This is a genomic window from Mycobacterium sp. TH-M11, assembly GCF_057473725.1.
Map to the genome: position 1 here is coordinate 1 of NZ_JBYCLD010000255.1, position 11,318 is coordinate 11,318.

10 protein-coding genes are annotated in these 11,318 nt (G+C 65.8%); 4 read left to right on the plus strand and 6 right to left on the minus strand.

Annotated elements, in window-relative coordinates; translation table 11 throughout:
- From AC2VOG_RS10475 to AC2VOG_RS10485, 3 genes are all read left to right on the plus strand, one after another.
- The coding region (locus AC2VOG_RS10475; RefSeq protein ID WP_366939342.1) for a GMP synthase (glutamine-hydrolyzing) at positions 1 to 58 on the plus strand (58 nt) is incomplete at its 5' end.
- A 292-nt stretch (positions 59 to 350) separates the two neighbouring features.
- Positions 351 to 1,025, plus strand: coding sequence for a hypothetical protein (locus tag AC2VOG_RS10480; RefSeq protein WP_486939828.1), 675 nt, complete (start codon positions 351 to 353; stop codon positions 1,023 to 1,025).
- Between the two features lie 32 nt (positions 1,026 to 1,057).
- Complete coding sequence (locus AC2VOG_RS10485; RefSeq protein ID WP_486939829.1) at positions 1,058 to 2,605, plus strand: DNA polymerase Y family protein; 1,548 nt, start codon at positions 1,058 to 1,060, stop codon at positions 2,603 to 2,605.
- Positions 2,606 to 2,608: 3 nt separating this feature from the next.
- Here the strand turns inward: AC2VOG_RS10485 and AC2VOG_RS10490 are convergent, their stop codons facing one another.
- The 6 genes from AC2VOG_RS10490 to AC2VOG_RS10515 all read right to left on the minus strand — a co-directional run bounded on the left by AC2VOG_RS10490 (position 2,609) and on the right by AC2VOG_RS10515 (position 10,443).
- A complete protein-coding gene (locus tag AC2VOG_RS10490; RefSeq protein ID WP_486939830.1) occupies positions 2,609 to 3,646 on the minus strand; it encodes a nucleoside hydrolase in 1,038 nt (345 codons plus the stop codon).
- Between the two features lie 28 nt (positions 3,647 to 3,674).
- On the minus strand, positions 3,675 to 5,702 hold the full coding sequence (locus AC2VOG_RS10495) for an SDR family oxidoreductase (RefSeq protein ID WP_486939831.1): 2,028 nt from the start codon (positions 5,700 to 5,702) through the stop codon (positions 3,675 to 3,677).
- A gap of 32 nt (positions 5,703 to 5,734) precedes the next feature.
- Complete coding sequence (locus AC2VOG_RS10500) at positions 5,735 to 8,629, minus strand: MMPL/RND family transporter (protein ID WP_486939832.1); 2,895 nt, start codon at positions 8,627 to 8,629, stop codon at positions 5,735 to 5,737.
- Positions 8,626 to 9,057 carry an MmpS family transport accessory protein gene (locus tag AC2VOG_RS10505; RefSeq protein ID WP_486939833.1) on the minus strand — a complete coding sequence of 144 codons (432 nt, stop codon included), beginning with the start codon at positions 9,055 to 9,057 and terminating at the stop codon, positions 8,626 to 8,628. The genes AC2VOG_RS10500 and AC2VOG_RS10505 overlap by 4 nt, the downstream gene beginning before the upstream one ends.
- 11 nt (positions 9,058 to 9,068) lie before the next feature.
- Entirely contained in the window at positions 9,069 to 9,668 is a 600-nt protein-coding gene (locus AC2VOG_RS10510) for a TetR/AcrR family transcriptional regulator (RefSeq protein ID WP_486939834.1), read from the minus strand.
- A gap of 64 nt (positions 9,669 to 9,732) precedes the next feature.
- A complete protein-coding gene (locus AC2VOG_RS10515; protein WP_486939835.1) occupies positions 9,733 to 10,443 on the minus strand; it encodes a histidine phosphatase family protein in 711 nt (236 codons plus the stop codon).
- A 120-nt stretch (positions 10,444 to 10,563) separates the two neighbouring features.
- On the opposite strand from AC2VOG_RS10515, the gene AC2VOG_RS10520 reads away from it, so the two are divergent.
- On the plus strand, positions 10,564 to 11,318 hold a 755-nt coding region (locus AC2VOG_RS10520; RefSeq protein WP_486939836.1), incomplete at its 3' end, for a MaoC/PaaZ C-terminal domain-containing protein.

Genomic DNA, 11,318 nt, shown 5'->3' on the forward strand with positions numbered 1-11,318 from the left:
CAACCGGGTGGTGCTGGACGTCACCAGCAAGCCGCCCGGCACCATCGAGTGGGAATAGCCCGACGGTGTGCGCGTCGCGAAGCGGCGTGAACGGAAGTGGCGTGGGTGGGCCTCGGCTGCGCTCGGCGAATCGGCGCTGATCGGTCTCGACGGCCTGGTCAGCCCGTTTGTGGTAGCCCCAGTCCGTTCGTGGTAGCCCCAGCCCGATCTCCTCTAGCCCGTCCGGAAGTTAGCTGGCCGGCCGGTGCGGCACCCATCGGCTTGACCTTGTCGGTGGGTAGGTATTGACTGATAGTAATCGAACATACATTCGAACATCAGTAGTAACACGCGTACCGCAGGAGTGCTTGATGACGGCGATGCTTACTTCCGAACAGCCGCATCTCGACCGTTCTGAGCAGCTAGAACAGCTGCGCAGGCAGATGGCGGCGGTGGCCGGGAGAATCGGCGTTTCCCGTTGCGGTCACGCCCAGGCAGACGATCTGCTTCCGGATTCGGAAGTCAGGCTCCCGGTTCCGCAGTGGCTGACCCCGGTGTTGCCCGATGCGTTGCCACGAGGGGCGGTCGCGGTGCTGTCAGGTGCCCGGTCATTGCAGCTGAGCATGATGGCCGCGGTGACGGCCGCCGGTGGGAATGTGGCCGTCATCGGCCAACCGGATGTCGGTCTGCTGGCCGCGGTGGAAATGGGCGCCGACCTCAGTCGACTTGCGGTGATCCCGGATCCCGGGACCGACCCGGTAGAGGTGGCCGCGGTACTCATGGACGGGATGGACCTGATCGTGCTGGCACTGGGAGGGCGCTCGGTGCCGATGACCCGGGCCCGGGCCGTGGTGGCTCGGGCGCAGCAAAAAGGTTGCACACTGCTGGTCACCGACGGCGACTGGCAGGGCGCGTCGATACGACTGAAGGCCCGGGTCAGCGGTTATGACACCACGTCGGACAAGCCGGGATTCGGTCGGATCAGCAGGGTGCGGCTCGAGGTGTGTGCGGCGGGGCGGGCGATCAGGCAGGTTCGGGCGGGGTGATTGTGGCTTCTCGGGTGTTGGCGATTTGGTGTATGGACTGGCCCGCGGTCGCCGCCGCCGCGGCCGCGGGACTGCCGGCGACCCACCCGGTCGCCGTCACGTTGGCCAACCGGGTGATCGCCTGTTCGTCGGCGGCCCGTTCGGTGGGCGTACGGCGCGGGCTGCGGCGGCGTGAGGCGTCGGCCCGCTGTCCGCAACTGCACGTCACGGCCGCCGACCCCGACCGCGACGCGCGCTTCTTCGAAGGAGTTGTCGCGGCGGTGGACGACCTGGTGCCTCGCGCCGAGGTGTTGCGGCCCGGCCTGGTGGTGTTACCGGTCCGGGGGGCGGCCCGGTTCTTCGGATCCGAACAGCAGGTCGCGGAGCGATTGATCGATGCGGTGGCCTCGGCCGGCGCCGAATGCCAGGTCGGCGTGGCCGATCAGCTGCCGACTGCGGTATTCGCGGCTCGGGCGGGCCGGGTCGTAGCGCCGGAGGAGGATGCGCGGTTTCTCTCGGCGCTGTCGATCCGGCAACTCGCCACCGAGCCCAGCCTGTCCGGTCCTGGACGCGCCGATCTAGCGGATCTGTTGTGGCGGATGGGTATTCGTACCATCGGACAGTTCGCTGCATTGTCACGAACCGACGTGGCCTCCCGGTTCGGGGCCGACGCGGTGCGTGCGCACCGGTTCGCCCGCGGTGAGCCGGAACGTGGGCCGTCGGGGCGTGAGCCCCCAGCCGAGCTCGATGCGGTGCTGCAGTGCGATCCGCCGATCGACCGGGTCGACGCCGCAGCATTCGCCGGGCGTTCGCTGGCCGCCGCGCTGCACCAGAGGTTGATGGCGGCCGGAGCCGGTTGCACTCGGCTGGCCGTCCATGCCGTGACCGCCAACGGTGAAGAGCTGACTCGGGTGTGGCGATGTGCCGAGCCGCTGACCGAGGACGCCACCTCCGACCGAGTGCGCTGGCAACTGGACGGTTGGTTGAACACCCGGATCGTCGTGGATCGACCCACCGCGTCGGTGGTTCAGTTGCGGCTGCAGGCCGTGGAGGTGGTGTCGGCGGGAGCGCTGCAGTTGCCGTTGTGGGGTGGCCTCGGCGAGGAAGACAGGATGCGGGCCCGTCGCGCGCTGGTGCGGGTGCAGGGTCTGCTCGGTCCAGAGGCGGTGCAGGTGCCGGTGTTGTCCGGCGGTCGCGGGCCGGCCGAGCGCATCGTGTTCACGCCGCTGGGCGACGAGCCGGTGCCGGGTGCCGACCCGAATCGGCCGTGGCCCGGTCAGCTGCCGGAACCGTCGCCGACGGTGTTACTCGACGATCCGGTGGAATTGCTGGATAGTCAAGGTAATTCGATTCGGGTGACCAGTCGCGGGTTGTTCTCCGCCGACCCGGTACGGCTGACCGCCCGCGGCCGTGATGACCGGCTGCACTGGTGGGCCGGGCCCTGGCCGGTCGACGAACGGTGGTGGGACCCGGATCGCGCCACGGGCCGCACCGCGCGGGCGCAGGTGCTGCTGGAAGGGGATCGGCCGGCCGATCCCGGTACCGCGCTGCTGCTCTGCTACCGGCAACGGAGGTGGTATCTGGAGGGGATCTACGAATAACGCTCAGCCCAGCGATGCGGCGAACGGCCCGACTCCCTCGATGAACCGGTCGAAGAACACCGTCGGGTCTGCCTGAACGGCGATCAACGCGTTGGGCTTTCGCGCCCAACGGCCCGACCAATCGGTGACGGTCATGCCCCGGGTCAGGGTGCCGGTCAACTCGACATCCACTGTGGTCGGCCGGGTCTGGACAAGCTGGGGATCCAATGCGACCGCCGCGGCCAGCGGATCGTGCAGGTGTGCCAGGTAGCCGTGGCCCCGGTCGTGATAGGACTCCAGGTAGAACCGCGTCGCGTCTTCGATCACCCGAATGAGCGGGTTGGAAGCTGACGACCGGGTGCCGCGTTCATCCTCGACGCTGAGGGTGGTCGTCGTCGAATCGGCAGCGGCCGCCAGTCGGGAAAGAATGTCTGGGGTAAGCGCGACCTGTCGCGTCACGTCAAGGCCGCACAAGATCGGAAGGTCTTGTGGCGTCGAGCTTCCCGAAGCAGACCAGCCGGCGAACACCTGGGCCGCCGCTTCCGGGTCGAAGGCGATGTTCCACTCCGCGACCGGAGTGGTGTTACCGACGTGGTCGTAGGCACCGCCCATGATCACCAACCGGCGCAGGAGCTTCGGCAGCGCAGGCTCCTTGCGCAACGCCAGCGCCAGGTTGGTCAGCGGCCCAGTGGCCACTCCGATCAACTCACCCGGATGCTGGTGCGCCGCTTTGATCCACGCCGTCGCGGCATCGTCGCCGGCCAACGGCCGATCCGTCGGTGCCAGCTCGGCATACCCCAGGCCCTGTGGACCGTGCACCGGGCTGTCGGCACGTTGGGCGGAGTTCAACGGCTGCTCGGCGCCTCTGAACACCGGCACGGCATCGGCACGACACAGGTCGAGCAGTCGGAGATTGTTGGCGCAGACCTGTTCCACCGGCACGTTCCCGGCGGTCGAGGCAATTCCGACGAGTTCCGCGTCCGGGCTTGCCAACAGGTAGATCAGAGCGATCGCGTCGTCCACACCGGTGTCGACATCGGCGAAAACTGGTGCGACGGCCACCGCGGAAACGATACCCGGTAACGCGCAGTTACCAGTGCACGCCGGGAATCAGGCGTACGACACGCTTGACCGGGCCGGGCACCCGAACCCGGGTCACCGCGGCGCGAACTGGCGGCTTCGGCCGGCGTGAGGACTGCTGTTCGGCAACGCCTTCCGAATCAGTCGGAGTCGGTGGCGCCTCACCGCGCGCTGCGGCCGAATCCGGATAGCCGAGATAGACCTGATGCAGGATTCGTCGCGACAGCTTCGGGGTGAAGTAATGGCCGGCGTCGGACAAGGTGCCCAGTGGCGTATCGATTCTCAACGGCTTCTCGATCAGCCCGCGAACCACCATCGCGGCGGCATGTTCGGCGGTGATCGGCGGAACCGGGTTGAGTTTGCGCGACGGCTTGATCATCGGTGTGGCCACCAACGGCATGTGGACGTTGGTGAAGGTGACGTGGTCAGAGAGCGTTTCGGTGGCAACCACTTCGGAGAACGCGTCAAGTGCGGCCTTGGTGGGCAGGTAGGCGCTGTATTTGGGGCTGCGGGCCTGCACGCCGGCGCTGGAGACGTTGACCACGTGACCGAAGCGGCGTTCACGCCAATGCGGCAGCAGTGCCAGCACCATCCGCACCGCGCCGAAGTAGTTGACCGCCATCACCCGTTCGTAGTCGTGCAGTCGGTCGGTCTGGTTGACCACCGATCGGCGGATCGAGCGGCCCGCGTTGTTCACCAGGTAGTCCACGTGATCGAAGCGGCCCAGGATGTCTTTGACGGTGTGTTCGACCGACCCCGAATCGGTGACGTCACACGTGAAGGCGTACGCCTGACCGCCGTTGGCGCGAATCTCGGTGACCAGATCGTCGAGCGCATCGCCATTGCGGGCCAGCGCGAACACCGTCGCTCCGCGCTCTGCCACTGCAATCGCCGATGCCCGGCCGATACCGCTCGAGGCTCCGGTGATGATCACGTGGCGGCCGACCAGCGGACCTTCGGGATCGTCGCGGCGGGCTCGGTCGGGATCGAGGTGCTGGGCCCAGTACCGCCACAGTGCAGGCGCGTAGCTGCCGAACTCGGGCACCGTGATTCCACTGCCGCGCAACGCTTTCTGGGTCTGTTCGGAGATAAACGTGGGAGCAAGGTCAACAACATCGAGCACCTCGCCGGGGATGCCGAGTTGGGTGGCGATCATGTTGCGCCAGACCTTGGGCCGGCCACGTACCTTGAGTACCGGAGCCGCCACCGACCGTGGTAGCGACCCGCGCAGCGGAGGCAAGCCGGCCGCGTCCGCAATCCCTCGGTAAATACCGCGCAGCCCAATGGTTTTCGGTGAAGTGAGGTGAAAGGTCTGTCCATCGCGCCCGTCGGCGTGCAGCAGCGCGACCAAGGCGTCGGCGACGTAGTCCACCGGAACGATATTGGTGCGTCCGGTGTCGGGCAGCATCATCGGCGTGAGCCGCGGCAGTACCGCGAGCTTGGCCAGCATGCCGAAGAAGTAATACGGCCCGTCGATCTTGTCCATCTCACCGGTGCGCGAATCGCCCACCACGACTGCCGGCCGGTAGATCCGGTACCGCAGCCCGGACGCCGAGCGCACCAGCAGTTCGGCCTCGAACTTCGTCTGGTGATATGGCGTCGGAAGCTGTTGGCCGATGTCGAAGTCGTCCTCGGTGTACTCGCCGTGGAAGTCGCCGGCCACCGCGATCGACGACACGTGGTGCAGGGTCGCGTCGAGGCGGCGGGCCAACTCGACGACGGCCTGAGTGCCTTCCACGTTGGCAGCGCGCTGCTCGGCTTCAGCGGCGGTGATGTCGTAGATCGCCGCGCAGTGCACCACGTGGTCGACGTCTCCGAGTTCGGCGATCGCCTCCTCGGCGAGCCCAAGCCCTGGCTCAGTCAACTCGCCGACCAGTGGCTTTGCCCGGTCTCCCCATTCTGCGGCCAGCTGTTCGAAGCGGGCGAGCGAGGAGCGGCGAACCAGCACCCATACTTCGGCGTCCGAGCGGGCGTCCAGCAGACGGGCCACCACACGGCGCCCGATAAACCCGGTACCGCCGGTAACGACATAACGCATGCCACACATGGTGCGCCCGGTGTGGCGCCGCGTCAATGTTGTGTGACGCGGTCGTCCTCCGGGTCGTCCCACAGCAGCAGCTGGCGAACGGCCGGGCGCGGACCGTAGGGGCGCAGCATCGAACTGGCGGGGCGCGGGCGCACCCGGAGCGGCCACCAGAACCACCGGCCGAGCAGCGTGGCGATCGACGGCGTCATGAACGAACGCACGATCAACGTGTCGAACAACAGGCCCAGGCCGATCGTGGTGCCGATCTGGCCGAGGGTCTGCAGACCGCTGAAGATGAACCCGCACATCGTGACCGCGAACACCAGACCGGCAGCGGTCACCACCGAGCCGGAGCCGGCCATCGAGCGGATGATCCCGGTCTTGAGGCCCGCGTGAATCTCCTCCTTGAACCGGGAGATCAGCAACAGGTTGTAGTCGGAGCCGACGGCCAGTAGCAGGATGACCGCCAAAGCCAATACCACCCAATACAATTCGATGCCGAAAAGGTACTGCCACAGCAACACGGACAGGCCGAACGAGGCGCCCAGAGACAGTGCCACGGTGCCGACGATGACGATCGCCGCGACCAGGCTTCGGGTGATGAGCATCATGATCAGCAAGATCAGGCTCAGCGAGGCGACCGCGACGATCAAGATGTCGTAGGTCGCCATGTCTTGGATGTCTTTGTAGGTCGAGGCCGTGCCGCCGAGATAGAAGCTGGAGTTCGCCAGCGGAGTGCCCTTGACGGCTTCGTGCGCGGCCAGCTTGATCGGCTCGACGCGCGAGATGGCCGTGGGCTCAGCGGGATCGCCCTCGTGGGTGATGATCATCCGCGCCGCCTTGCCGTCGGGCGACAGAAACAGCTTGAGGCCGCGCTTGAAGTCGGGGTTGTCGAACACTTCCGGCGGCAGGTAGAACAGGTCGTCGTTCTTCGACTTGTCGAAAGCCTGCCCCAGTGCGGCAGGTTTGTCGTTCGCCGTCGCGGACTGTTTGTCGATCCCGAGGTTGGTGGCAAAGTTCTTCAGCGTCAGTTCGCGATTGACTTCCTGGCTGGCGATCTGCGGGGGAATCAGCCCGACCAGTTGGGGCTGAATCTTGTCGAGTTTGTCCAGGCTGACGACCAGGTCTTCGAATTTCTCGCTGAGTTGGTCGATGCTGTCGATGGCCTCGAAGGTGTTGCGCAGCGCGAAGCACGCCGGGATGTCATAGCAGTGCTTCTCCCAGTAGAAGTAGCTGTGCAGCGGCCGGAAGAAGTCGTCGAAATTCGCCAGCTTGTCCCGCACCTCGGAGATGATCGCCAGCGTTTCGTGAAACTTCTGGGTCTCTTCGTGGGTGGCGCCGGCGAGTTGCTGCTGAAGGGTGTACTGCTGCTGCAAGATACCGATGGTCTTGTCGAGTTCTTGTGACTGGCGCAGCAAGTCGCGCGCGCGGTCGGCTTGATAGGTGAGGTTCTGTACCTGGCCGATGCTTTGCTGGCTGATCTGAAAGGCGATCGAACTGTGATCCAGTGGTGATCCCAGCGGCCTGGTGATGGACTGCACCATGGCGATCCCCGGAATGTGGAAGACGGCCTTGGCGACCTTGTCCAGCACCAGCATGTCGGCCGGATTGCGCAAGTCATGGTCTGCCTCGATCATCAGCAACTCGGGTTCGAGCCGGGCGCGGGGGAAGTGCCGCTCGGCCGCGGTGTAGCCGACGTTGGCCGCCGCAGTGGCCGGGATGTAGGGGCGGGTGTCGTAGCTGGTCTTGTAGCCGGGCAGAGCGAGCAGGCCGATGAGCGCAATCGCAATGGACACCACCAGAATTGGGCCCGGCCACCGGACGATCGCGGTGCCGATTCGCCGCCAGCTGCGGGTCTGCAGCACGCGTTTGGGATCGAACAGCCCGAAGTGGCTGGCGATGACCAGGATCGCCGGCCCCAGGGTGAGCGAGGCCGCCAAGGCGACGAGAATCCCGATCGCCGCGGGAACGCCCAGACTCTGGAAATACGGCAGTCGAGTGAACGTGAGACAGGCCACCGCGCTGGCGACGGTCAGGCCCGATCCGAGGACAACGTGTGCGGTACCGCGGTACATGCTGTAGTACGCGTCTGCTCGCTCCTCGCCGGCCGAGCGGGCCTCGTGATAGCGGCCGACGAAAAATATCGCGTAGTCGGTCCCGGCCGCGATCACCAGCAGCGTGAGCAGATTGGTCGCATAGGTGGACAGCCCCAGGATTCCCGCGTTTCCGAGGAAGGCCACGAATCCCCGCGCCGCGGCCATCTCGATGAGGACGGTGGCAAGAACCAGCAAAGTGGTGGCGAAGGACCGGTAGACGACGAACAGCATCACCGCGATCACCGCCACGGTCAGCGCGGTGACTTTGTCGGAGCCTTTGCTGCCCTCGGTGAATTGGTCGGCGATCAACGGCGCCGCGCCGGTGACGTAGGCCTTGACACCCGGTGGTGTCTGCATGCGGTCCACTGTGGCGCGCACCGCGTCGACGGACTCGTTGGCCAGCGCCTCGCCCTGGGCTCCGGCGAGAAAGAGTTGGACGTAGGCGGCCTTGCCGTCGCTGCTCTGTGAGCCCGCCGCGGTCAGCGTGTCGCCCCAGAAGTCCTGGATGTGCTGGACGTGCTTGTCGTCGCGCTCCAACCTGTGGATTAGTTGGTCGTAGAACTGGTGGGCCTCAGGGCCGAGCGGCTTGTCACCCTCGAGCACGATCATTGCCGAACTGTCGGTGTCGAACTCGTGGAACACTTTCCCGATGTGTTTGAACGCCTGATACGACGGCGCCTCCGGCGAGCTGAGGCCGACGTTGTGCAGTCGGCCGACCTCTTCCAGTTGCGGCACAAAGATATTCGGAATAGCCGCCATCGCCACCCAGAACAGCAGGATCGGCACCGCGAGGCGGTGGATGGTGTGCGCGACCCGTGGCCGGCGGATGCTGTGGCCGCTCATCCGGACTTGTCCAGGCAGAAGGTGTAGGCGCTCAATTCTTTGACGGTCCTCTCGTCTTTGACGTCGCCGTTGACGGTGATGCGGCAGCCGAGCGTGTCGCCGTTGCCCTGGGCGACTACGTTGGCGATGACCGCGGGGTCGGTGGTGGTGATCGTGTAAGACCACGGCAGCGGGGCATTGTCGACCCGTTGCAGTGCGGCGTGGACGTCTTGAAAGTTGATGGTGGCCGTAGCCCCTGGGGCGCCGAAGACCTCATAGACGACGTGCTTGGGATTGAACGGGACGATCTCGCTGGAGACTCCGCCGGCAAGCGAGGCGTTCTTGTGTGAACCGAAGACGCCGTGCAGTCGATCGACGGCGAACCCCGCGAGGGCCACGACCACGATCGTGACCAGTACCATCCACCGCCGCCTGACCAAGTTGGTCACCGAAATACCCTTCACTCGTTGATCTTTCGAGTGAGGCTCGGAATGACGACCTCGTCGACGAGGGCTTCCACCGTCTGCCGGGTGGGGGGCCGGCTCGGCATGATGGTCCGGAAGATGAGATAGCCGGGCAGTACGTCCCAGAGTTCATCGCTGATCGCTGCGGCGTCGATCTCGCCACGCCCGGCCGCATCCCGCAACACGTCCTGAATCAGGGCTTTGCGTTGAGCGAGGAACTGGTTATGCATGGCTTCGTTGAGGGCGGGGTGGCGCGACACCTCGACCAGCACGGCGCGAATGGTGCCGGCCTGCGCAACTGCGTGGTCGCGGATCGCTACTCCCAGTTGCAGCAGGTCGCCGCGCAGCGTGCCGGTCTGTGGATGCACCGCGACCTGGCGGACGCCCTCGATGAATGCCGCGAGCACCAGTTCGGCCTTCGATGGCCAGCGCCGGTACACGGTCGCCTTGCTGGCGTGGGCAGCGGCAGCCACGGCGTCCACAGTCAGGCGGTCATAGCCATGCTCTTGCAGTAGCTGGAGCGTCACCTCGAGTAATTCGGTTTCTCGGGGTGACCAGGTCGAAGGCGGTGCACCACGCTCAGCCGTCTTGTTCACAGCACGAAACCCTAGACACACCAGGGTAGTACTGTCCAGTACCGTACCGTGACCGGCGCTTAGATCAGTGGCTGAAGTCCCGAATTCCGTCCCAGTCGACCAGTGTCCAGCCTTTTGCCGGGCTACCGGTGATCACGACGCGGCCGAGGTTGGGCAGCGGATGGCTGGTTGCCAGGCTGTCCTTGGGGTTCTTCACGTTCATCAGCGTCCAGTACATGATCGATACGGCATGGCTGAACGCCACCGGCTTGCTGTTGCCGCTGTCGTAGATCTTTTGGACGGCCGCGCTGAACTGGTCGTTGAACTCCTGGCCGCTGATCGATCCGGGAATCGCGTCCTTGACGTCGCCGGCCAGCCACAGCTTTGGCGCGACCAGATACGTCAGGTCGGCCCGCTTGCTCGGTGCGCCGTTGTACCAACCCGCGTTGATTTCCCGCAGCCCGGGCAGTATCTCGACCCGCTTGCCCAGCGCGTGGGCCAGCGGTGCAGCGGTCTGCTGGGCGCGGAGCATGTCGGAGGCGTAGATGCTGTCGAAGTTGTTGCGTGCCAGCTGATGAGCCAGCTGTTCGGCTTGCCCCTGGCCCTCCTCGGTGAGGCCCGGGCCGGGGATGTCGGTGTTGATGACGTGCTCGGCGTTGCTCTGTGCGTCGGCATGCCGAATGAAGGTCAGGGTGATGGTACGGACGTGCGGCGATCCCGAGCAGGCGCTGACGGTGATGACGGCCGCCAGGACGGCAGCGGCCTTCCAGATAACGGTGCGGGTGCGATTGCGCATGGCGATAGCCTGCCTTGCCGGAGCTCTCGACGTGGGGAATTTGCCCGGGTTGGCCCAATAAATCACCCAACCGGTTCCAGTGATGGAATGGCCAAAGACCCGACCGAAGAGGAGACAACCATGGCGATCGACCCGAATGCCGTCGGCGCGACCACCGAACCCATGTTGTTCGAGTGGACCGACCGCGACACCTTGCTCTATGCCCTCGGGGTGGGCGCCGGTCTTGACGATTTGAAATTCACCACCGAAAACAGCCATGGCATCGACCAGCAGGTGCTGCCGACCTACGCCGTGATCTGCTGTCCGGCCTTTGGTGCGGCCGGCAAAGTCGGATCGTTCAACTGGGCGATGCTGCTGCACGGTTCGCAGGGCATCCGGCTGCATGCGGCGTTGCCGCCCGCCGGGAAGCTATCGGTGGTCACCGAGGTGGTCGACATTCAGGACAAGGGCGAGGGCAAGAACGCGATTATCATGCTGCGCGGTCGCGGCAGCGATCCCGACTCCGGCACGCTGGTCGCCGAAACGCTGACCACGCTGGTGATCCGCGGTGAGGGCGGCTTCGGCGGACAGCCGGGCGAGCGCCCCGCCGCGCCGGCGATCCCCGACCGCGAGCCCGACGCGCGGGTCGCACTGCCCACCCGTAAAGACCAGCCGCTGATCTACCGGCTGTCGGGCGACCGCAATCCGCTGCACAGCGATCCGTGGTTCGCCAAGGAGCTGGCCGGCTTCCCCGAGCCGATCATGCACGGCTTGTGCACCTACGGCTTCGCCGGACGTGCGCTGATCGCCGAACTCGGCAACGGGGACGCCCATGCGGTCACCGCCATCGACGCACGATTCACCAAACCGGTGTTTCCCGGGGAGACGCTGACCAC

Coding starts and splice junctions, on each gene's coding strand:
- AC2VOG_RS10495 (WP_486939831.1), bottom strand. CDS start 5,702: ATGCGTTATGTCGTTACCGGCGGTACCGGGTTTATCGGGCGCCGTGTG.
- AC2VOG_RS10480 (WP_486939828.1), top strand. CDS start 351: ATGACGGCGATGCTTACTTCCGAACAGCCGCATCTCGACCGTTCTGAG.
- AC2VOG_RS10500 (WP_486939832.1), bottom strand. CDS start 8,629: ATGAGCGGCCACAGCATCCGCCGGCCACGGGTCGCGCACACCATCCAC.
- AC2VOG_RS10485 (WP_486939829.1), top strand. CDS start 1,058: ATGGACTGGCCCGCGGTCGCCGCCGCCGCGGCCGCGGGACTGCCGGCG.
- AC2VOG_RS10515 (WP_486939835.1), bottom strand. CDS start 10,443: ATGCGCAATCGCACCCGCACCGTTATCTGGAAGGCCGCTGCCGTCCTG.